Source organism: Actinomarinicola tropica (genome assembly GCF_009650215.1).
Taxonomy (GTDB): domain Bacteria; phylum Actinomycetota; class Acidimicrobiia; order Acidimicrobiales; family SKKL01; genus Actinomarinicola; species Actinomarinicola tropica.
The window spans coordinates 3,470,290-3,489,786 of the sequence record NZ_CP045851.1 but is presented as its reverse complement, the minus strand read 5'-3'; the positions used below and the strand labels follow the sequence as shown (position 1 = coordinate 3,489,786).

Annotated in this window: 24 protein-coding genes and 3 tRNA genes; 6 read left to right on the top strand and 21 right to left on the bottom strand. The window is 69.2% G+C overall.

Features of this window, described 5'->3' with window-relative positions; translation table 11 throughout:
- Positions 1–121 precede the first annotated feature (121 nt).
- The 4 genes from GH723_RS17195 to GH723_RS17180 form a co-directional block, all read right to left on the bottom strand.
- The gene (locus GH723_RS17195) at positions 122–595 is read right to left on the bottom strand and encodes a DIP1984 family protein (protein WP_153760796.1); all 474 of its coding nucleotides are present in this window, start codon (positions 593–595) and stop codon (positions 122–124) included.
- Between the two features lie 91 nt (positions 596–686).
- A complete protein-coding gene (locus GH723_RS17190; RefSeq protein WP_153760795.1) occupies positions 687–1,145 on the bottom strand; it encodes an SRPBCC family protein in 459 nt (152 codons plus the stop codon).
- Positions 1,142–1,327, bottom strand: coding sequence for a DUF1731 domain-containing protein (locus GH723_RS17185; protein WP_229022905.1), 186 nt, complete (start codon positions 1,325–1,327; stop codon positions 1,142–1,144). Before GH723_RS17185 ends, GH723_RS17190 begins: the two co-directional genes overlap by 4 nt.
- Positions 1,324–2,064, bottom strand: a complete 741-nt coding sequence (locus GH723_RS17180; RefSeq protein ID WP_153760793.1) for a hypothetical protein — start codon at positions 2,062–2,064, stop codon at positions 1,324–1,326. The genes GH723_RS17185 and GH723_RS17180 overlap by 4 nt, the downstream gene beginning before the upstream one ends.
- Before the next feature lie 59 nt (positions 2,065–2,123).
- On the opposite strand from GH723_RS17180, the gene GH723_RS17175 reads away from it, so the two are divergent.
- From GH723_RS17175 to GH723_RS17165, 3 genes are read left to right on the top strand one after another with little or no spacing between them, the layout of a single operon-like run.
- Complete coding sequence (locus GH723_RS17175) at positions 2,124–2,849, top strand: MerR family transcriptional regulator (protein ID WP_153760792.1); 726 nt, start codon at positions 2,124–2,126, stop codon at positions 2,847–2,849.
- On the top strand, positions 2,846–3,799 hold the full coding sequence (locus GH723_RS17170) for a DoxX-like family protein (RefSeq protein WP_153760791.1): 954 nt from the start codon (positions 2,846–2,848) through the stop codon (positions 3,797–3,799). Before GH723_RS17175 ends, GH723_RS17170 begins: the two co-directional genes overlap by 4 nt.
- A complete protein-coding gene (locus GH723_RS17165; RefSeq protein ID WP_153760790.1) occupies positions 3,796–4,698 on the top strand; it encodes a DUF4166 domain-containing protein in 903 nt (300 codons plus the stop codon). Before GH723_RS17170 ends, GH723_RS17165 begins: the two co-directional genes overlap by 4 nt.
- Positions 4,699–4,708: 10 nt before the next feature.
- Here the strand turns inward: GH723_RS17165 and GH723_RS17160 are convergent, their stop codons facing one another.
- The 3 genes from GH723_RS17160 to GH723_RS17150 form a co-directional block, all read right to left on the bottom strand.
- Positions 4,709–5,845, bottom strand: a complete 1,137-nt coding sequence (locus tag GH723_RS17160; RefSeq protein ID WP_195210393.1) for a 5-methylcytosine restriction system specificity protein McrC — start codon at positions 5,843–5,845, stop codon at positions 4,709–4,711.
- A 159-nt stretch (positions 5,846–6,004) separates the two neighbouring features.
- Positions 6,005–7,777, bottom strand: a complete 1,773-nt coding sequence (locus tag GH723_RS17155; protein ID WP_153760788.1) for an McrB family protein — start codon at positions 7,775–7,777, stop codon at positions 6,005–6,007.
- On the bottom strand, positions 7,770–8,702 hold the full coding sequence (locus GH723_RS17150; protein ID WP_195210392.1) for a DNA adenine methylase: 933 nt from the start codon (positions 8,700–8,702) through the stop codon (positions 7,770–7,772). The genes GH723_RS17155 and GH723_RS17150 overlap by 8 nt, the downstream gene beginning before the upstream one ends.
- Positions 8,703–8,862: 160 nt before the next feature.
- Here GH723_RS17150 and GH723_RS17145 point away from each other — a divergent pair, with 160 nt between their 5' ends.
- Positions 8,863–10,266: a site-specific DNA-methyltransferase gene (locus tag GH723_RS17145; RefSeq protein ID WP_153760787.1), complete on the top strand. Its 1,404-nt coding sequence runs from the start codon at positions 8,863–8,865 to the stop codon at positions 10,264–10,266.
- Positions 10,267–10,386: 120 nt separating this feature from the next.
- Here GH723_RS17145 and GH723_RS19270 read toward each other — a convergent pair whose 3' ends face one another.
- From GH723_RS19270 to GH723_RS17115, 6 genes are all read right to left on the bottom strand, one after another.
- Complete coding sequence (locus GH723_RS19270; RefSeq protein ID WP_407650231.1) at positions 10,387–10,689, bottom strand: helix-turn-helix domain-containing protein; 303 nt, start codon at positions 10,687–10,689, stop codon at positions 10,387–10,389.
- A gap of 129 nt (positions 10,690–10,818) precedes the next feature.
- The gene (locus GH723_RS17135) at positions 10,819–11,043 is read right to left on the bottom strand and encodes a hypothetical protein (RefSeq protein WP_153760785.1); all 225 of its coding nucleotides are present in this window, start codon (positions 11,041–11,043) and stop codon (positions 10,819–10,821) included.
- Positions 11,044–11,049: 6 nt separating this feature from the next.
- The gene (locus tag GH723_RS17130; protein ID WP_153760784.1) at positions 11,050–11,265 is read right to left on the bottom strand and encodes a hypothetical protein; all 216 of its coding nucleotides are present in this window, start codon (positions 11,263–11,265) and stop codon (positions 11,050–11,052) included.
- A gap of 105 nt (positions 11,266–11,370) precedes the next feature.
- Positions 11,371–11,444 (bottom strand) — tRNA-Arg (locus tag GH723_RS17125).
- Between the two features lie 51 nt (positions 11,445–11,495).
- On the bottom strand, positions 11,496–11,927 hold the full coding sequence (locus GH723_RS17120; protein ID WP_153760783.1) for a PilZ domain-containing protein: 432 nt from the start codon (positions 11,925–11,927) through the stop codon (positions 11,496–11,498).
- Positions 11,928–12,129: 202 nt separating this feature from the next.
- Entirely contained in the window at positions 12,130–12,579 is a 450-nt protein-coding gene (locus GH723_RS17115) for an ATP-binding protein (RefSeq protein ID WP_195210391.1), read from the bottom strand.
- 246 nt (positions 12,580–12,825) lie between these two features.
- Between GH723_RS17115 and ku the strand changes: the two genes are divergently transcribed.
- Positions 12,826–13,752, top strand: a complete 927-nt coding sequence (gene ku, locus GH723_RS17110) for a non-homologous end joining protein Ku (protein ID WP_153760781.1) — start codon at positions 12,826–12,828, stop codon at positions 13,750–13,752.
- A gap of 15 nt (positions 13,753–13,767) precedes the next feature.
- Here the strand turns inward: ku and GH723_RS17105 are convergent, their stop codons facing one another.
- From GH723_RS17105 to GH723_RS17100, 3 genes are all read right to left on the bottom strand, one after another.
- The gene (locus GH723_RS17105) at positions 13,768–14,622 is read right to left on the bottom strand and encodes a SigB/SigF/SigG family RNA polymerase sigma factor (RefSeq protein WP_195210390.1); all 855 of its coding nucleotides are present in this window, start codon (positions 14,620–14,622) and stop codon (positions 13,768–13,770) included.
- Positions 14,619–14,999, bottom strand: a complete 381-nt coding sequence (locus GH723_RS18570; RefSeq protein ID WP_195210389.1) for an ATP-binding protein — start codon at positions 14,997–14,999, stop codon at positions 14,619–14,621. Before GH723_RS18570 ends, GH723_RS17105 begins: the two co-directional genes overlap by 4 nt.
- Positions 15,000–15,075: 76 nt before the next feature.
- Positions 15,076–15,381 carry an STAS domain-containing protein gene (locus tag GH723_RS17100; protein ID WP_153760779.1) on the bottom strand — a complete coding sequence of 102 codons (306 nt, stop codon included), beginning with the start codon at positions 15,379–15,381 and terminating at the stop codon, positions 15,076–15,078.
- A gap of 198 nt (positions 15,382–15,579) precedes the next feature.
- On the opposite strand from GH723_RS17100, the gene GH723_RS17095 reads away from it, so the two are divergent.
- Positions 15,580–17,283, top strand: coding sequence for a sensor domain-containing diguanylate cyclase (locus GH723_RS17095; protein ID WP_153760778.1), 1,704 nt, complete (start codon positions 15,580–15,582; stop codon positions 17,281–17,283).
- A 51-nt stretch (positions 17,284–17,334) separates the two neighbouring features.
- On the opposite strand, the gene GH723_RS17090 is transcribed toward GH723_RS17095, so the two are convergent.
- From GH723_RS17090 to GH723_RS17070, 5 genes are all read right to left on the bottom strand, one after another.
- Positions 17,335–17,871: a PleD family two-component system response regulator gene (locus GH723_RS17090; protein WP_153760777.1), complete on the bottom strand. Its 537-nt coding sequence runs from the start codon at positions 17,869–17,871 to the stop codon at positions 17,335–17,337.
- A gap of 81 nt (positions 17,872–17,952) precedes the next feature.
- Positions 17,953–18,615, bottom strand: a complete 663-nt coding sequence (locus tag GH723_RS17085; RefSeq protein ID WP_153760776.1) for a maleylpyruvate isomerase family mycothiol-dependent enzyme — start codon at positions 18,613–18,615, stop codon at positions 17,953–17,955.
- A complete protein-coding gene (locus GH723_RS17080) occupies positions 18,612–19,082 on the bottom strand; it encodes a MarR family winged helix-turn-helix transcriptional regulator (RefSeq protein WP_153760775.1) in 471 nt (156 codons plus the stop codon). The genes GH723_RS17085 and GH723_RS17080 overlap by 4 nt, the downstream gene beginning before the upstream one ends.
- A 197-nt stretch (positions 19,083–19,279) precedes the next feature.
- A tRNA-Ser gene (locus GH723_RS17075) sits at positions 19,280–19,370 on the bottom strand.
- A 25-nt stretch (positions 19,371–19,395) separates the two neighbouring features.
- Positions 19,396–19,483: transfer RNA gene (locus GH723_RS17070), tRNA-Ser, on the bottom strand.
- Positions 19,484–19,497 lie beyond the last annotated feature (14 nt).

Below are 19,497 nucleotides of genomic sequence, written 5' to 3'. Positions count from 1 at the left end.
GGGAGTCGAACCCCGAGGGCGTGCCCCTCACGCCCTGCCATGAGCGCCGGTCTTCGGCCGCCGGCACATCGGCCTTCGTGCACGCTCCGCTCGGGGCTACCGACTGGCCGCCCCGCCCGGATCAGTCGAGAAGTTCCGTCGTCCAGTTGGCCTCCTGCAGCCTGGTGTCGAGCTCGCGGTACCGACGGGCCAGCGCGTCGGCCTCGGCGCGCAGCTGCGGGATCGGGACGTCGGTCAGGAACCGCAGCTCCGATCGCAGCTGGCGGCCGAAGCCGCCGCCTGCGCTGCCGCCGGAGGCCGCGTCGGCCAGCGCGGCGACGATGGAGCGCTCGTTGGCCAGCGCGTCGCGGCGCGCGATCGCGTCGGTGATGGTGAGACCGGGCTCCAGCTCGACCGCGGCGTTCGTCCGGTTGATGCGACGGACGAGGGACTCGATCTCCGCGACCACCTCGCGGGCCTCTGCGAGGAGAGCGTTCGGATCCTCGGGGGACGCCTCGCCCTCCTGGTAGCGCGCACTGGCCACGGCGCGGGCCTGCAGCTGGGCGAGTCGCTTCTGGGCGTCACTACGGAGGCTGAGTGCCTCGGCAAGCTTCATGGCGGCGATCGTCGCGGTCGAGCAGCCGAGCAGCAAGCGGCTATTTGCAGGTGGTCCGTGAGACGACCCGCGATGCTGGCGACGCTTGAGATCATCCCCGGCGTTCGGCTTCGCCCTTCAGGTACTGACCCCGCGCGGCGATCAGCGTGCGGAGGTACCGGCCGAGCACGAGGTGCTCGACGACGCGGCCGATCGGACCGAGCGGTGCGTCGAAGCGAATCCGGTCGGTCATGACGGTCGTGCTCTCGGACGCCTCGAAGCGGTGCTCGTGGTGGAAGGATCGGAACGGGCCGCGGATCTGCTCGTCGACGAAACGGTGAGGGCGGTCCCACTCGGTGACCTTGCTGGTCATGGTGAAAGGGATGCCGAAGTGTCTGGCTCGCCAGGTGACCGTCTCGCCCAGGCCGATCAGCCCGCTGGTGGTCCCGGCAATAGCGCGTTCGCCGGAGTCGGCCATCGAGGCGAGGTGTGCGTCGATGTCGAGCGAGAGGTCGAACACGACCTCGATCGGCGCGGCGATGGTCGTGACGTTCTCGAACTCGACGGTCACGGCGCGGACCGACGTCCCGTCAGGTCGGCGAGCGCGTCATCGAAGGTCGGGTGCTCGAAGTCGAAGCCGGCGTCGGTGAGACGGCTCGGGACGCAGCGCCGGCCGGTGAGGGCCAGGGCAGGATCGGTTCGCGTGAGCAGTGCTCCGAGGTGGACGGGCGGCTTCGCGATGACGACCCTCACGCCGCCGCCCCCTCCGCCGCTGCGCTGGGGGCGGATGCCCGCGTCCATCTGACCCGCACGTCGCGCATGACGTAGGAGCTGGCGGGACGGATGCTCGTGAACCCGGCGAGAAATCCTGAGTCCAGCTCAGTGATCTCGACCGGTTGGGCCGTCCGATGCTCAGGCTCCATGCGTGCTGCCTCGAGGGTGCCACGACGATCGGGGGACAGGCCGACAGAGGCGGCGAGGCACGTACCGCCGATCGGCTCGCTCGGCTCCGTCGCCGGGCCCGCCGCGACCTGGGCCTGCACCCGAATGCCGTACCTGTCGGAGGCGAATCGGGGCTCGACCGTCCAACGCAGGTGCTCGCCGTCGGAAGCGGTGCGGATGGTGGCGGGAAGGTGGACGCCTGGGAACCACCTGCCGCCGACAACCTGAGCCGGCCGCGAGGACGTGTGGCGAACCGGGACGTAGACCCCGACGGTCGTCGCGCCGAGCTCGTCGTCCCACTCCGCGGAGATCCGGTGCGCGGCGGCCACGAGGGAGAGCCCCAGTGCGGCAGGGACCACCGACGGGCGGATGTGCTCGATGGTGAGCAGGCAGCACCCGATGACCGTGGCGTCCCCCGTGATGTGCGGTCGCAGCCCCGGGGGAAGGACGCGGGCGGCCTCGTCGGGATCGGCGAGGGCGTTGACGAGGAGCCGGTCCCGGATCGTCCCCACGACCCCCGTGCGAGCCTGGGCTGCTTGTCTGCTCATGATCAATACGCTACCATTCACTCACGTATTGGCGCCAAGCGCGATGTCGAGGAGGTCAGATGGGCACGGAGTACCGGCTCGACGAGCTGGCGCGGCAGGCGGGCGTGGCCTCCACCACCGTGCGCCTGTACCAGAACAAGGGTCTGCTGGATCCGCCCCGGCTCGAAGGGCGCACGGGCTGGTACGACGAGTCGCACCTGAGCCGTCTGCGCCTCATCGCCCGGCTCCAGGGGGAGGGCTACTCGCTCGCGGGGATCGCGAACCTGCTCGAGCAGTGGGAGCAGGGCCGCGGTCTCGATGCCGTGATCGGCGTGGAGGCCGAGCTCGACGCCCTCATCGGTGACGTGCACGCCATCGCGCTCGAACCCGGCGAGCTCCTCGACCGGTTCCCCGACGGGATGATGACCCCAGAGCTGATGCAGCGGGCCAGCGCGCTCGGGTTGGTCCAGGTGACCGAGGACGCCAAGGTGCGGGTCGCCGACCGGCGGTTCCTCGAGGCCGGCGCCTCGCTCGCCGGGATGGGCATCCCGGCGGATGTCATCCTCGACGAGTGGGAGGCGCTCGTCTCCCACGCCGACGACATCGCAGAGAGGTTCATCTCGATCTTCGAGAGCCACCTCGCGCCGGCCGACTGGCAGGAGGCGCTCGACACCGACGAGGCCCGGGACCTTGCCCGCACCCTCGCCCGACTTCAGGCCACCGCCCGGCAGGTCCTCGTCGCTGCCCTCGACGCCAGCGTCGCTCGCCTCGGACGCGAGCGCCTCGGCCAGCTCATCGACCGATGACGCCGAGTACCGCACGGCGCAAGCGGCGCCCCATCTACGTCGAGTCCCGGATCCACGCTCCGGTCGATGCCCTGTGGGACGCGACCCAACCGCCTGACTCGCACCAGCGCTGGGACGTCCGCTTCGGCAGCATCTCGTACCTCCCACGGGTCGACGGCGAGCCACAGCGCTTCACCTACGCCACCACCGTCGCCCCGGGCGTCACCGTCGCCGGCACCGGGGAGTCCCTCGGCGAGCGGGACCGTGCGGACGGCATCCGCTGGTCCGGTCTCAAGTTCTGGTCCGCCGATCGGCGCTCGATCATCGAGGCCGGCGCCGGCTACTGGCGCTACGTCCCCACCGACGACGGCGTCAGGTTCCTCACCCGCTACGACTACCGGCCCCGGTGGGGCCGGGTCGGCGAGCTGATCGACCGGATGCTCTTCCGCCCCGTGTTCGGGTGGGCCACCGCGTGGAGCTTCGATCGCCTCCGGCTGTGGCTCGAGGAGGGCACGCCGCCCGAGCGGTCGCGGGACCAGGCCATCGCCCACGCCGCCGCCGTCGCCGGCCTGGCTGGGGTCTTCGCCTACCAGGGTCTCGTCCCCAAGGTGTGGAAGGTCGACGACGGCGAGGTCGCGATCTGGTGCGGCCTCGGCATGCCGCAGCCGACTGCCCGGCGGGTCGTGCGGGCGGTCGGTGCGGTGGAGGCAGGGTTCGCCGTCGCCACGGTCGCCGCCGCCGACAAGCGCTGGCCGTTCGTCGTCTCGCTCGCGGCGATGCCCACGCTGGCCATCGGTGCCGCCACGTGCGACCGGTCGATCCTCACCAAGGCGTTCAACCCGGCGTCTCTCGGCATCGCCGTCGCCGCCCTCGCCGGCGTGGCGCTGGCGACCAGGCAGGGTCGCCCGAGCGGACGGCGCCCGCTGCGCCAGGCGCCCGACTCCCAACCGCCGGTGGAGGAGCTTCCGTGACGTCGATCTACCGCACAGCGCTCGGAGACGACTTCGAGCGCCTCCATCCGAAGATGCAGTGGCGCTTCGGGTTCTCGTCACTCGACGAGACCCGTCAGATCGGCCACGGCGTCATGCACGAGGTCTGGCGCGGCCGCTGGTGGACCCTGCCGTTCCTGCTCCTCGGTTCAACCCGTCGCGTCCTCTTCCCCAGCCGCGGGACGCAGGTCCCCTTCACGATCGCCAACTACGCCTACGTCGATCGGTTCGGCCGCGAGACCGTCACGTGGGCCCGTCGCTTCCACTTCCCGCGCCGCACCCGTGCCTTCGACGCCACGATGATCTACAGCAAGGAGCGCGACACGATCGTCGACTACCTCGGCACCCACCAGCACCTCGCCGTCGACATCGACTGCTGGGTCGACGACGACGGTGCGATGTGCATTCGCAGCGGTGAGCAGCGCTTCTACGAGGGCCGACTGGCCTTCCGGTTCCCCTTGCTGTTCTCGGGGGTGGCCGAGGTCCGGGAGTGGTGGGACCCCGCCGCCGAGTGCTTCCGCATCGAGGTCCACGTCGCCAACCGCAGGTTCGGGCCGCTCTTCGGCTACCGCGGCTCGTTCATCGTGGACGAGCAATCCTGTGCCGCGGACCCGATCCCCAGCGATGTCGTTCCAGTCCGCGAGGAACCCCGGGGAGTAGGCAGAGGTGGCCCTCCAGCTCGAGCCGGCTCTGACCTGCGCCTCGAGGACGCGCGCTGTGGGGATTCGGACAGCCGGCCTTCTGATCCCGTAGGCCCGTCTCGTGTTGTCGGATGCTGTTCTACCAGGTCACGTGCGGTGTGCGGTCCAGCGAGTGCTGCGGAATCCAGCCTCGTCGTGTCTGGTGGATTGCCAAAGGGATTGCCAAGCTGGCCTCGGTAGGTTCCTGCGGTCACCCGGCGTTCTGCACGCCCGATGATGCGGCCGTTCGACCAGCGAGCAGGCTCACGATCCGCTCCCCGCGCGTCCTGTCCCCTGCCCCGCGTCGGTACGAGAACAGCCCGAGCCCTATCGCGGTGAGCTGGGACGGGAAGCCCGCGAAACCCTGCACATCCCACCAACACGGCTCGAAGTCTTCGGGAAAGACCAGCACAGCGAGCGGCGAGTGACAGGCGGCTGCAGTCGTCAGCGCCTGGAAGACATGCTCGCGGCTAGGCCACTCACTCCCCGCGACACGAGGGGAGTACTTAGCCTCGAACGTCGCAATAGTGCTTCCCGACGACGTGAGGCGGCCGTCGGGTTCAACCGAACGTGCCGTCACCCCGACTGAGGGCGCGATGAGCAGAGGCGTCGAATGCTTAGGCTCACGATGAAGGGGGGTGCCCGCCACCGACGAGATGACCGACGCTTGGTCGAGCGCCCGCTCCAACAGCCGCTCGAGCAAGGGCCAAGGCTCAATGGCGATCTCGACGCCGTGATGCTGTCCCGTCGCGCGCAAGAGGGATGTCTGGGTGAGAATCGCCACGGCGATTGACCACGCCGGCCGGTACACAGCCCACTGGGGAGGAAAGGGCTTTCGTGCGGCTGAAGGATCGACTGCTATCTGCTCCGCGAACCCTGGGCGCAGCGCAGCGGCTGACTCGACAAGCGAAGTCCGTACTTGCGGAGATGACGTGATTGAGGCGAGGAGCCGCGCCACCGCCACCAGCGCTCGCGAGTAGTCATTGTCTGCTGACAACTCGTCGTAGCTAACGGGAAACCGGTGAGGCCGCCGCGGCGCCTGGATGAGGTAGTTCGAGGTCTTCAACTTGCCCTTCAGCAACCCAAGTTCTGCATGTCGACGATCGAGCAGCAGGAGCGGGCCGTCGCGCCCGATGGCACGCTGGAGCCTGGCGGCATACACAGACGCGAGAACCTCGAGTAGCTCCGGCCGCTTTGGAGCAAGGCCCGCCAGGCGTTCTCCCGCTACGTCAATTCGGTCCAAGCCGATGAGAAGGTCGAGAACCGCAGATACCCAGTCAGCCTTACCATCGACTTTGGGAGCAACCTCGAGGATCGTGCTGTCGTTTAGTCGGATCGACCCGATCACGTTCTGCAGGATGAGTTGCCCGGGTTCCTCCCTGAGAAGTCGCAATCGAGGGCGAAGTTGAGCCGACAATCGATCGGTGGCACCACGTACCTTCACTCGAAGGGCTGGCTCGACCGAGAACGGGACCCCCTCCGTGACCTGGATACGGCGCATCGCGACCTACAACAGTGCTACGAGAGCAGTCGCTGCTTCGGTCCAAGCCAGGCTTTGAGCCAATCGAATTCGCAAGCGAGCCGGCGCAACCGCCTCAAGACCCCCGCCAGGAATCACCCAGTAGCAGAGACCCATCGGAGGCGATCCAGCGGTCGTCGCAGAGCCGGTCGGCGGAGGTGGACCATTCAATATGGCAGCGAGAGACTCGTCCTGGTCTGCGAACGTCATCCTCATGGTGCTCACCACGCGCTCATCGAAGGCAGCGCTGAGAGCACCGGTTGCCTCCTCAGCATCCGCGCCCCGGACATCCCAGAACACCGAATGTCCGAGCTGAAAGTCTGGTCCAAGCACAAGCTCTATGCGCTCGTTGAGCGAGCGCAGCAGGACGACAGCCAGCGTCGATACGTCGGCCGCGGACCAACTGACGGGATCGGTACCAGAGTCGAAGTCGATCGGGGTTGTGATACCCAAACGCGACGAGAGCACGTCGTAGTCCGGGTCGACTCTGACGATGGAGAACCGACGTCGCAAAGCTGCGTCCAACGGAGCCACACTTCGGTCACTGCTGTTCATGGCGGCCACGATCGACAACGACATCGGAAGCCGAATGCTGTTTCCTACCGATGTGCCGGCGGATGTAGCCATCTCAGCAGGTACGTCGACCCCCAGCTCGGGATAGGCTCGATCCACTGAAGCTCCGGGCGAACCCACCGCCAAATCACTGCGCTTGTCCTTATCGAGTAGCGCGAGCATGTCACCAAAGATCGCTGCGGCGTTTCCGCGGTTGAACTCATCCACGATCAGCAGTGCCGCGTTGTCATCGTGCGAGGCCCAATGGGCGAGCGATACAAGCGGTCCGGGCCGAGGGAAAAGCGCTACACCCGAGCCAGCGGCGGGCACAGGGTATAGCCCGAGCACAAACTCCTCGTACGAGTAACTCGGGTGGAACACGATTGTGCGAACCTTGCCGGTCGGCACCGGACTCGACTCAGACCAGGCGTCGTGCATCTTCGACGGGTCGAAAGTCACCTCAGGTGAACCGTGTTCGTAGAGGTGCCGTAGATCCTCGAGCGCAACTGTCTTGCCTGTGCCTGGAGGGCCCACTAGCAGCACGTTCGGGCCGCGCCGGAGAGCTTGGAGGACTTGGTTGACGATCCGAGGCGCCCGCACACCGGCGCCACCAGCGAACCGGGCCACTGCACAGCCACCGTTCGCGGGCACCGACGCCATGGCGGATCGAACCTGATCAGGAAGTTGCTGAGCTGACGTGTGCTCAAGACCGGTAGGGGGATTGCCCAGGTAGGCCCGCAGATGCAGGACGTCAGGCTGGTCCTGCAGCTTCACGACGACTAGCCAGGGATCGACGTCCAGTGCCTTGAGCGCCTCCAACTCCTGATCGGCCCCGTGCTCCGTCGTCTGGCTGGGATCGCCAGGAAATGTTGCGACCGCATCATGCGCGGGATTCGGACTAAGTCGCCACGGGTCCGGCGGATTGTCCGTCTCCCATCTGAGGTTGATGCGGCCATTGGCGGCATAGTCGGCGGCCTCGAGTACCTTCCCTTCACGACTTCCCCCCGGCCAGGCAAGGGTGACGTCATACGGTTGCCCGGGCACACGGGGAAAGACCTCGTCGAACGCAGCGGCACACTGCCCAGACGCCTGCAGAAAGTCCTTCGTGTAGGTAGTTGAGCCGGTCCCAGGCAATCTCCCATAGGTGGCCTTGAACGGAGCTGTCCCGAATCGCCAAACCCACGCGGTCTCAACTGGGTGGTCAGCCACGGGTGCGCTCCGGTCCGACAACTATGACCTCCGGAGAGTCGACAGCCTCGACGTCGCGCTGGTTTTGAGCGGCAACTGAACGGCGGGCTGTGAGCCCGACGATTCGTGCGTGGGCGAACAACTCCCTTACGAGCGGCGTATCCCTATTCGACAACATCCAACTGACCCCGCGCTTCGTGAGGTCCTCGCAGCACGCGGCGAGCTCTCGGAGGTCTGGTTCTCGAAATCGCTTCTCGGTGTAGAGGAAGAACTTTGAAGTATCAGAAAGCGGGAGATAGGGCGGATCGAGGTACACAAAGTCACCCTTGCGAGGGCGATCAAGCGCTTCACGAAAGTCAGCGAGGTGGATCCGCGCATGTCGTAACGCCGCGCGATAGGTCAATAGGTCGGCCGATGAAAGTCCCCGAAAGGGGCGTTGACCCCATGGCACGTTGAATTCTCCCCGTCGATTCACCCGCCATAGGCCGTTCCAAGAGGTCTGGTTCAAGTAGATGAACCTGGCTGCACGCTCCAGCGGGTCGGCGGGCTGCAACGGGCGCTGCTCGTAGTAGAAGTCCTTCGAATCGCAGGACTTGTACCTTCGAAGGAGCCGCTGAAGTTCCTTCTCGTGATCACGAACAGCGGTCCACGCGTTGATGAGGTCCTCGTTCAGATCTGAGAGATGGGCTGTGCCGTTCCCTCGGTCGCGAACCGCGAAGAACATGGCGCCGCCACCAAGGAACGGCTCGTGGTACGCCCTGAAGCTCTCAGGCACGTGGGGCAGCAGGCGCTTCAGGAGGCGTGTCTTTCCCCCAGCCCATTTGATGAACGGCCGCAGGGGGCGATCGTCGAGCGTCGGTAGCGGACGGAGTCCAACGGCGCCCGCCTCCTCAGCACCTGCCGTGTCGGCGCCTGCCTGTGCTGCTGTTGCTGCATCCCGTGCCAACGCTTCTCCTCTGACGGTCCGCGGGAGGACCCGGGACTCTGTGGCATCGTAGGTGAGTACGCCGACCGCTCGGTGCGACCCCGAACCCCCGCTGGTCTTGTCACACCCCCCGGGGAAGATGGGCGTCGCAGCCCGTACCCGCGACGTGAGGCACCCAACGATGGCACAGAAGAGCGACCTCGAGCTGAGGTGGACCAACAAGGACCTTGAGCTCCATGCCGTCGGCGACCGCGCGTACGAGTGGCTCTCGCGGTCCGACGAGAGGGCCGCAGCCCCCGTGAGTCTCAGGGAGATCACGACGCTCGGACATGAGGACGACCGACCGAGTGGCACGATCGTCGTCGGCGATGCCCTACACGCTCTACGTGCGCTGACACGGGTTCCCGAGGGTCACGGAGCCGGTGGTGTCCGGCTTGTGTACATCGATCCCCCGTACAACACGGGCCAGGCCTTCGCCCAGTATGCAGACTCGCTAACGCACTCAGCCTGGCTCTCAATGCTCCGAGACCGATTGGTTGCGTTGAAGCCGCTGCTTTCCCCGTTGGGGAGTGTCTGGCTTCACTTGGACGACGCGGAGCAGCATCGGGCCCGCTGCGTACTTGATGAGGTTTTCGGGCCTGACGCCTTCGTTGCAACGATCATCTGGCAGAAGCGGACAACGCGGGAATCCCGGTCCGCCTTCTCAAGCAACCACGACTACATCCACGTCTACGCACCAGCCGGCCCTCAGAAATGGAAGCACTCAAGAAATCTGCTGCCGAAGGATCCTGCCGAACTCCGCAATCGTGACAATGACCCGCGAGGGCCGTGGGCCGATGCGCCATTCACGGCTCCCGGGTTCCGCGCCAATCAGCACTACGCAATCGTGAACCCTGCCGGCGAGGTGCTCCAACCGCCTCGTGGCCGCAGTTGGTACGCGACGCAGCCGGTCTACGAGCGGCTTCGCAGTGAGAACAGAATCTGGTTCCCTCGCAACGGTGCTGGACTCCCTCGCCTCAAGCTCTTTCCGGATCAGTTGAAGGGCCTGGTCCCATTCTCGCTCTGGGGTCCCGACGAGGGGGGAACGAACGATGACGCTAAGCGCCATCTCATGGCTCTCTTTCCAGACGTGGAAGCGTTCGCGACGCCGAAGCCCGAGCAGCTACTCGAGAGAATCATCCACATCGGGTCCGACCCGGGGGACTTGGTCGTCGACTTCTTCGGGGGCTCCGGAACCACCGCTGCTGTTGCTCACAAGATGGGGCGTCGCTGGATTGCGGTCGAACGGTCGCTCGAAACTGTCGCCAATTTCATGATTCCGCGACTGACTCGAGTGACACGGGGTGAGGACTCCGGAGGAGTAACAGAAACCGTCGGGTGGCGCGGCGGTGGAGCGTTCACGGTGTCCGAGGTCGCGCCGACCGCAGGGGAGGAGCGCCCGCTGGACTGGGATGAGGTGCTGCGAGCGAGCGAACTGCAATCCAGTGATCAGCGAGTCAGCGGCGGCAACAGGGCCAACTCGAGGGTGACCGTGGCTCCGACGCTCTTCGACATCGAGAACGCCTCAGAATCGCATGTTGCGTGACGACAGTCGACGCCGCCAGGCCTCTGGCCAGTAGTCCCTGATTCACCACTCACCGAGACTGCCGCTGTTCCGTGCCGCTCCGCCGGGACAGCGGCGCCGCGGTAGATCGATGACGGGAACTCAGAACAGGGTCGGTTCGCTCGCATCGCAATCGCGGACCACTCGTGCCGATGGGGCAGCCGGCAAAGCAGCCGACTGGGAGCGCTCCGTGGAGGTCGAACGGTACTGAACCGCCGACCGCACAGCCTCGCTGTCGACGCCGGGGCGGTCGGCGAGGTGAGCGACGGGAACCACGATGCGCCGGCGGAGGCGGATGCACTTCAGGTCACCGCTGCGGATGAGCTCGTAGGCGGTGGAGCGGCCGATGCCGAGCACCTGGCCGGCCTGCTCGACGGTGAGAGTGAGTGGATGATCGCTTCTCATTTTTGAGTAAGCCGCGGTCGGCCTCGTAGGCGGCATCGAGAAGCTGCACCACCTCGTCGACGGTCGGCGGGGTCACCTCGGTGCGGATCGAGCGGGGCGGTGTCGCCTCGACCGCAGGGCTTCGGGCGATCAGCCCCATCGCCGCGCCTGCTCGAGGGACTGGCGCACCACGGTGTGACAGATCCGCACCGTCCGCGCCGACAGGCCCGAGGCGTGCAGCTCGGCGTAGAGCGCGTCGAGGTCCATCGTCCGCACGCTCGCCAGCTTCCGGTCGCCGAGCCGGGGCCGCAGGTACTTCACGGCGATCCACTCGTAGCTCTCGATCGTGCGCAGCGCGACGCTCGCCCGCTTCACCTCCAGCTAGCGGTCGAGCAGCTCGCCGAAGGTCAGGGGCGCCGCTGCGGCGTGGCGTCCCTCGTCGACCTCGACGACCAGGCGGGCCATCTCCCGCTCGGCCTCCCGCCTCGTCCCGCGCACCGTCCGCTCCACGTAGCGCTTCCGCCCGCCGCCGTCTCGACCGAGGTACGCCTTGATCCGCCAGCTCCTCGGTCCTCGCTGCTGGATGTGTCCTCGCATGTCGGCCTCCTGCCTCTACTAGGCCGGCGGAGTGCCAACGGAGTGCCAAGAAGATCCCGAAACGCGAAAAGTCCCTGCTCACAAGGCTGTGACCAGGGACTTCAGCGCGCTCGAAGGGACTCGAACCCCTAACCTTCTGATCCGTAGTCAGATGCTCTATCCAATTGAGCTACGAGCGCAGGGTGTCGGGAGAGTGTAGGCCATCGACGGCCACTTCCTCACACCGAGACCTACCAGAGCGTCTGGCGCACGGGGGGCGGCTCCCGCAGCTCGACGCCGTCGCGGATGTCGCACGCCTCGATGATCGACGTGAGCAGCCGGGTCAGGTCCGGGCTCTGGTGCAGCATCTCCACGCCGTGCAGCCCCATGCCGGGCTCGTCGGCCTCGCCGATCCAGCGCACCCGCACGGGCACGGTCATGCCCTCGAGCACCACCTCGATCGTCGTCCCCCGGCCGATCCGCTTGTCGAGCGGCGCCACCACCTGCATCCCGGTGAACGACAGGTCCACGACGCGCCCGGTCGGCGGGCGCTTCTTCTCCCGCCGGTGCCCGACCACCGTGCCCGGCAGGCACCACAGCACCTCGAGGTTCTCGGGGCGCACGCGGTGGCCGATGCGTCGGTTGCTCAGGTGGATGGTCGTGGTGTCGCGCTCGCGGTCCATGAGGGTCCTCCGGCCCGCCTCTACCCGCGAGTGGTCGGCACCACACTCTGCGTGGTGAGGGTTGGGCGCAGAGGCGAGACAGACGGCATCCCCCGAGGCCTCGACCCTCCGTGGTGCTGGGGTGGCGGGTCGAGGCCCCTGGGGGACCGAGGATGACCGTGACCCCCGGACGGGCGGTTCCGGGGGCCACGGAGCTTGGGCGCTACTGCGCCAAGCGACGGGTGGCGACCACCTTGGTGGTGCCGTTGCGGCGTTCGACGGCGACGAGGTCGACGAGCGCCTGGACGATGGGGAGGCCACGGCCACGGATCGACTGCGGCCCCGGCTCGTCGAAGGTGTCGGAGTCGAGCGAGAACCCGTTGCCGTGGTCGACGACCTCGAGGTAGATGTCCGGCTCGGAGTACACGGCCTGAATCGAGACCTCGGCGGCCGAGGTGGGGGAGGCCTCGATGGCGTTGGTGACCAGCTCGGTGATGGCAAGGCACAGGTCGTCGATGACGTCGGGGGGCGAGCCGAGCTCGCGCAGCCAGTCCCGCAGGGTGTGGCGGGCCACCGGCACCGAGTTGATCGTGGCGCGCAGCCGCAGGTGCATGTTCGGCCCGTGGGGCAGCGGGGGTGCGTGGGTGCCGCGGTGCATCTCGTCCGTGCTCATCTCTTCCGCCCGATCCTCGTCCGCACTCACCGCCCGGTCCCGCACTGCGCGCCGCCCCGACGCCGTGGCGTCGGCGGACGGGCCGCGTCGAAATCGCAGTGGGGTGGGCGCATGGCAGGCGTGCCTTCCTCGTGGTCGACGGAGCCGGTACCCCCGAAGGGGTGACTCCAAACAGGGTGTGCCCATTGCCTCCCGGGGCAGGTGTGGAGCATCCTGGATCGCTGTTTCCCCATCTGAGGAGCCTCCATGCCCCGGGCCATGTGGAGCGGTGCCATCAGCTTCGGGTTGGTCAACATCCCGGTGAAGCTGTTTACCGCCGTCACCCCCAAGACCGTGCGCTTCAACCAGATCGACTCGCGCACCGGCTCCCGCGTCCGCCAGAAGCTCGTCGCCGAGTCCGACGGCAGCGAGGTCAGCCGCGACCAGATCGTGAAGGGCTACGAGCTGCGCAAGGGCGACTACGTCATCGTCGACGAGGCGGAGCTGGCCGCGCTCGACCCCGACGCCGGCCGCAGCATCGACATCGAGGAGTTCGTCGACCTCGCCGACATCGACCCGATCTACTTCGACAAGGCCTACTGGCTGGCCCCCGACAAGGGGAACCCCAAGCCCTACGCCCTGCTCGCCGAGTCGATGGCCGCCGCCGACAAGGTCGGCATCGCCCGGCTCGTCCTGCGCTCCAAGCAGTACCTCGCCGCCATCCGTTCGGTCGACGGCGTCCTCGTGATGTCGACGATGAGCTGGGCCGACGAGATCAACCGGCCCGAGACCATCCCCGAGCTCGACGGCGTCACCGACCTCGACGTCTCCGAACGGGAGCAGGCCCTCGCCACCCAGCTCATCGAGTCGCTCTCCGCGCCCTTCGAGCCCGAGAAGTACCACGACACCTACCGCGAGCAGGTCCTCGCTCTCATCGAGGCCAAGGCCGCCGGCGACACCGAGCTGGTCAGCACGGCGCCCCAGGAGTCCTCGAGCAGCGTCGTCGACCTGATGGCCGCCCTCGAGGCGTCGGTGGCCGCCCGGGCCGAGGCCAAGGGCCGGCATCCGGCGTCGACGGCCGACGCCGAGCCGGCCACGACGAAGGCCGCGGCGAAGAAGAAGGCCCCGGCCCGCAAGAAGGCCACGGCGAAGAAGGCGCCCGCCAAGAAGGCACCGGCCCGCAAGTCCGCCTGAGCGGCGACCGAGGCGCTACTCGGCCTCGATCGTCTCCCGCAGCTGGGTCAGCGTGCGCCGCAGCAGGCGCGACACGTGCATCTGGCTGATGCCGATGCGCTCGCCGATCTCGGCCTGCGACAGGTTCTCCTCGAACCGCAGCCGGACGATCTCGCGCTCGCGCTCGGGCAGCTTGGCGACCAGGTCGAGCACCGTCATGCGGTCGGCCGCCCGCTCGAGCGACGCGTCGTGCTCGCCCAGCTGCTCGCCGAGCGAGCCGCCGTCGTCGTCCGACCCGATCGGCGCCGACAGCGACGCGGCCCGGCGGGCCGAGTCGGCCTCGAGCGCCATCATCACGTCGTCGGGGGTGACCCCGAGCCGCTCGGCGATCTCCTGGATGCGCGGCGCCCGCCCGAGCTCGTTCGTCATCTCGTCGGCCATCTTCTTCACGGCCTGGTGCATGTCGTGGGCCCGGCGGGGGATCCGCACGTCCCAGGCGTGGTCGCGGAAGTGGCGCTTCAGCTCGCCGCTGATCGTCGGCTCGGCGAAGGTCGTGAACTTGAAGCCCCGCTCCGGGTCGAACCGCTCGACCGCCTTCAGCAGGCCGAGCTGGGCCACCTGGAACACGTCGTCCCAGGCCAGCGACCGGTTCGGGAACCGCCGGGCCACCCGCTCGGCCACGTGGCGGTGGTCCTCGATGAGCTGGTTGCGCAGCCGGCGGCTCTTCGTGCGCCGGTACTCGGCGAAGCGCGGGTCGGTGTCGGCCGCCGCGCCGGGCAGGTCGATGGCGTCCGGGTCGACCTCGACCTCGACCGCGTCGTCGTCGCCCACGGTGCCGACGTCCCCGGCGGGCACCTCGGTGGCCTCGCCGCGGGTGGTCTCGTCGCTCACGAGCGGGTCTTGACGAGGCGGAACCGGCCGACGGTCCCGTCGAAGCTGACGTCGTACTCGTCGACGACGGTGGAGAGGATCTGCGCGGTCAGCTCGGAGCTGGCCTCGTCGGTCGACGGGGTGGGCTGGGCCGAGAACGAGCACGTGCCGTCGATGCGGAGCGACCCGTCGTCGCGCGACGCCGTGAGGTCGAGCGTGCCGGTGGTGGGGCCGGCGTCGAGCAGCGCGAAGCACAGCTCGTCGACCGCGATGCGGACGTCCTCGACCTCGTCGTAGTCGAAGCCCGCCTCGTCGGCCAGGGTGGCGGCCAGGACCCGCGCCAGGCGGACCCGATCGGTGGAGGCGGGGATGCTCAGGGTCACGGCGTCGTCGGCCACGTTCGTCCTCTCTCGGTCCCTCGGGGGGTCGGGTCCGGACCGGGAGGGTACCCCGGTCGTCGCGCTGCGAACCCGGTCAGCTGACGCCGAAGGTCTCGAGCAGTCCCGTGATCTCGAGGACCCGCCGCACGCTCGGCTGCAGGTTCTCCAGCGTGAGCGACCCGCCGTCGGCGGCCACCTGCTCCCGGAGGCGCAGCAGCTCGCTGATCGCCGACGAGTCGATGAAACTGAGCCCACCCGCGTCGATCACCGCTGACGCACCCGGTGTGGACTCGACCGCACCGGACAGAGCTTCACCGAGCTCCTTGCAGTTGTGCGCATCGAGCTCACCCACCGGGGTCACCACGATCTTCTGATCGTCGACCGACACCTGGACGTCCATCAACACCTCACTTCGCGCGACCGACCGACCGGCCGCGTCCGTGGGCGAAGGCTATCGCCCGCGCGGCGTCCCCGTCGTACCCGGGCCCCGCTGTGGACATGTCCTGCGCCCGACGGCACACTGAGCGCCGGTCACCAGCGGCCGACGACGCCACGGGAGGAGGACCCGCTGAGCACCTTCGGAGACGATCCCGCGCTCGTGCTCGGCGGTCTCGCAGATCCGGTCATCGTCGTCGACGACCGCATGGTCATCACCAGCGCCAACGCCGCCGCCGGGCGGCTGTTCGGCCTGGCGCCCGAGCACCTCGTCGGGCGCCTCAGCACCGACTGGGTGCACGAGCCCGACCGGGTGGAGGCCGCCGAGCGCCTCGGCGCCCTCCTCGACGGCCAGACCGTCCGCGCCGCCACGCTCCGCCTCGTCCGCGAGGGCGACGGCCTCCGCTGGGTCGAGGTCACCGGGGCCCGCTTCGCCGACGCCAAGGGGAACGTGCGGGCGGCCATCTCGGTGCGCGACATCGCCGGCCGCATCGAGCGGGAGCTGGCCGGCACCCGGGCGGTCAGCCGGTCGCACCTGCTCAGCCAGCTCGCCGTCGAGTTCCAGTCGGTGACCCCCGGCGGCTTCACCGAGGTCGTCCACGCCGCCCTCGCCCGCCTCGGCGACGCCGCGCTGGCCGCCGTCGTCGAGCTGCACGAGATCGAACCCGACGGCACCACGCTGCTGCTGCGGGGCCGGTGGGCCGGCCGGGGCACCACCGCCGAGCGGGCCATCGCCGCCGCCCGCACCAACTTCGCCGACGTCCCGGCCCTGCGCGCCGCCCTGAGCGGCCGGTCCGACCTCGTCGAGGTCCGGCCCACCGACCAGGTGATCGACGAGGCCAAGTCCCTCGACCCGTCCCTCGAGGTCGCCCTCGCCGTGCCCCTCCGCCCCGGCGACCAGCTCCTCGGGCTCCTCACCATCGGCTGGCCCACGGCCCACGAGCTCACCAACGACGACCGCGACCTCGCGGTCTCCGCCGGACGGGTCGTCGGCACCGCCCTCGAACGGGTCCGGGCCCAGCAGGCGCTGCTCGAGTCCGAGGCCCTCTTCCGCGACCTGTTCCACGGCAGCAGCGCGGTCATGTACCTCATCGACCCCGCCACGCTCCGCCTCGTCGACGCCAACCAGGCCGCCGCCGACTTCTACGGCTACTCGCGCACCGCCATGCTCGGCATGGACCTCCACCGCCTCACCGTGCACTCGAAGGAGCGGCTGGCCGAACGGGTCGAGTCGCTGCGCCAGGACGGGGCGACGAGCGTCATCGAGGAGCACCAGCAGCTGGCCGACGGCACCGTCCGCCACGTCGAGATCCACTCCACGCCGATGCGCATCGCCAGCCGCGAGTTCGACCTCGCCATCGTGCAGGACGTCACCGACCAGCGGCTCGCCCACGCCAACCTCCAGCGGCTCGCCTCCACCGACGAGCTCACCGGCGCCCTCAACCGCCGGCGCTTCTTCGAGCTCGTCACCGCCGAGCTCGCCGAGGCCCGGGTCACCGACCCGCCCGGCGCGCTGCTCATGCTCGACCTCGACCACTTCAAGGCGATCAACGACGAGCGGGGTCACATCGCCGGCGACACCGCGCTCGTCGCGTTCGCCGACGCCTGCCGCACCGTGCTCCGGTCCGACGACCGCTTCGCCCGCCTCGGCGGCGAGGAGTTCGCCGTCTTCCTGCCGCGGACCGGGCTCGATCAGGCCCTGCGCGTCGCCGAGTCGATCAGGGCCGCGGCCGAGGGCAGCGATGCGACGGTGTCGATCGGTGTCGCCGAACAGGAGCCGGGTGGATCGCTCGATGCGCTCTACGCCCGGGCCGACCGGCGCCTGTACGAGGCGAAGCAGGCCGGACGCAACCGCGTCGTGGGCTGACCCGCAGGTCCACTCGGGGCGCGCACGGGCGCCGACGTGCGTGGGCCATCGTCAGCGGCGCGACTCGAGCTGGGCCAGCGCGGCGCGGGCGTTGGGCATGAAGTCCGGCAGCGCGTGGACGAGGGCGACGCGCTCGTAGTCGACCCGCGGCGTGCGCAGGTGGCCGGCGGCACCGAGGGAGAACGACCGGCGCTCGAGGCTCGCGGTCGGGTCCTGGGAGAGGACGAGCACGGGCAGCGTGTCGAGCCGCGTGTCGTCGCGGAGGCGGGACAGCAGCAGGTGCGAGTCGTCGACGTCGAGCGCCGACACGAGGATGTCGGGCAGCCGGCGGCGTCGGCCCATCGCCTTGGCCAGGCGGTCCATGGCGTCGTCGACGCCGGTGGCCCGATCGACCTGGACGTCGAGCACCGCCTCCTCGGCAGCCCGGTCGAACGCCGCCGCGGCGGCCTCGTCCGACTCGACGAGCAGCACCCGCAGGTGGCGCCCGTAGGACAGGCGCGTCACGTGGTGCGCGTCGACGTCGTCGATCGCGTCGCCCGCCCTCGTGCTGTCGCCCGCCCTCGTGCTGTCGCCCTCGCGCTCGGTCACCCGCAGTCCCTCGGTCGTCCCTGCTCCACCGAACCATCGGCGGGTCGGGCGTCCGGGTTGAGGACTTCTGGTCCGTTCGACCTACCTTTCCGCGCCGGCCCCCAGCCGGCCGGCGAGGAGCTTCACCCCCGGACCGGCGAGATCGGCCAGCGCGACGGCCCGCCCGGTGGTGGCCATCGCCAGCGCCTCGGACGGCCCGGCGACCTCCTGCCCGCTCGCGTCGCCGCCGTGCGACCAGTCCTGGTCTGTGGCCCGGAGGGCCAGGCCGGCGAGGCGTCCCGCGGGGACGAGGGTGGGAGCGGCGCCGTCGGCGACGAGGTAGTCGAGCACCGCTCGCCAGTGGGCGAGGGGCACGTCGACGTCGAGCCCGAGGGGCCGGGCGAGGTCCCGCAGGTGGATGCACGAGTCGGCGAACGGACCGTACGGCCCCACCCGCGGCGGCGACACCGCGCGGTGGGACAGCGCACGCAGCTGGGCGGTCAGCTCGGGGAGGGGCCGCTGCGCCAGTCGGCGGGCCAGCGCGTCGACGGTGGCGTCGACGTCGCCGCGGTGCCGGAGCGACGCCACGACGAAGCGGAGGAAGCCGACGGCCATCGGTTGGAGCTGGTGAGCGGTCAGGACGTGGACGTCCCATCCGGCGCACAGCGTCGGGGCGTGGTGCAGCTCGGGTGGCAGGGCGTCGACGGCGTCGGCGAACCGGATGCGGTTCTCGGTCGTGGCGGCAGCCACGTCGAACGTGCTCATCGGGCGGGGGCCTCCTCGGTCAGGCGGGCGACCTCGGCGGCGATGCCCGCGTGCAGCACCTCGAGGACCCGCCGGGCGGTCGCGAGGTCGTCGAGGGACAGGTCGGCGGCGATGGTCGCCACCCGGTCGACCTCCTCGGCGTGGAGCTCGTCGAAGGTGCGGCGGGCGGACGGGGTCACGTCGAACAGGGGCGAGCGCCGGTGCGCCGGGTTGGGGTGCGGGGCGACGTGCCCCTGCGCCGCCAGCTCGTCGATCGAGCGCTGGACCGCCTGGCGGGAGATGTCGAGCGTGCGGGCCAGGTCGGGCACCGTGCGGGGGCCGTCGTGCACCAGCCGCTCGAGCACCGCCCGCATGGCGACGGTGATCCCGTGGGCCCGCCAGCGGGCCTCGACGACGCGGGTCGACGCGAGGACGACGGGCCGCGTGCGCTGGACGACCTCGTAGGCGAGAGCTCCGTGCGATGACATGACAACGATGCTGTCGTAAGAGCAACAGAGTTGTCAATTGAGGGAATCCAGGGCCGCCCTTAGGGAGCCGCACCACCCCCTGGGGGGCTCCGCCTCCCCATGGGGCGTCGAGCCTGTCGCCGGGTGGCCGGGCGCGCGAGGGGCCGGACCGCTTGCGCTGATCCGGCCCCACGCCGGTGCCTCGCAGCACCGTCAGGCGGAGAGGGTGGGATTTGAACCCACGGCCAGGGTTACCCCCAGCACCTCCTTAGCAGGGAGGCCCGTTCGACCAGACTCCGGCACCTCTCCACGTGTGTCGGCCGATGCTAACCGCTGGCGGAGGGAGGGGGATTCGAACCCCCGGGACCCGGAGGCCCAACGGTTTTCAAGACCGTCGCATTCGTCCGCTCTGCCATCCCTCCAGAGGCAGCGACGG

Bases quoted from the DNA above. Each gene is read 5' to 3' on its own strand.
- GH723_RS17195 (WP_153760796.1), bottom strand. From the start codon at position 595: ATGAAGCTTGCCGAGGCACTCAGCCTCCGTAGTGACGCCCAGAAGCGA.
- GH723_RS17180 (WP_153760793.1), bottom strand. From the start codon at position 2,064: ATGAGCAGACAAGCAGCCCAGGCTCGCACGGGGGTCGTGGGGACGATC.
- GH723_RS17175 (WP_153760792.1), top strand. From the start codon at position 2,124: ATGGGCACGGAGTACCGGCTCGACGAGCTGGCGCGGCAGGCGGGCGTG.
- GH723_RS17170 (WP_153760791.1), top strand. From the start codon at position 2,846: ATGACGCCGAGTACCGCACGGCGCAAGCGGCGCCCCATCTACGTCGAG.
- GH723_RS17145 (WP_153760787.1), top strand. From the start codon at position 8,863: ATGGCACAGAAGAGCGACCTCGAGCTGAGGTGGACCAACAAGGACCTT.
- GH723_RS19270 (WP_407650231.1), bottom strand. From the start codon at position 10,689: ATGAGAAGCGATCATCCACTCACTCTCACCGTCGAGCAGGCCGGCCAG.
- GH723_RS17130 (WP_153760784.1), bottom strand. From the start codon at position 11,265: ATGCGAGGACACATCCAGCAGCGAGGACCGAGGAGCTGGCGGATCAAG.
- GH723_RS17120 (WP_153760783.1), bottom strand. From the start codon at position 11,927: ATGGACCGCGAGCGCGACACCACGACCATCCACCTGAGCAACCGACGC.
- GH723_RS17115 (WP_195210391.1), bottom strand. From the start codon at position 12,579: ATGAGCACGGACGAGATGCACCGCGGCACCCACGCACCCCCGCTGCCC.
- ku (WP_153760781.1), top strand. From the start codon at position 12,826: ATGCCCCGGGCCATGTGGAGCGGTGCCATCAGCTTCGGGTTGGTCAAC.
- GH723_RS17100 (WP_153760779.1), bottom strand. From the start codon at position 15,381: ATGGACGTCCAGGTGTCGGTCGACGATCAGAAGATCGTGGTGACCCCG.
- GH723_RS17085 (WP_153760776.1), bottom strand. From the start codon at position 18,615: ATGAGCACGTTCGACGTGGCTGCCGCCACGACCGAGAACCGCATCCGG.
- GH723_RS17080 (WP_153760775.1), bottom strand. From the start codon at position 19,082: ATGTCATCGCACGGAGCTCTCGCCTACGAGGTCGTCCAGCGCACGCGG.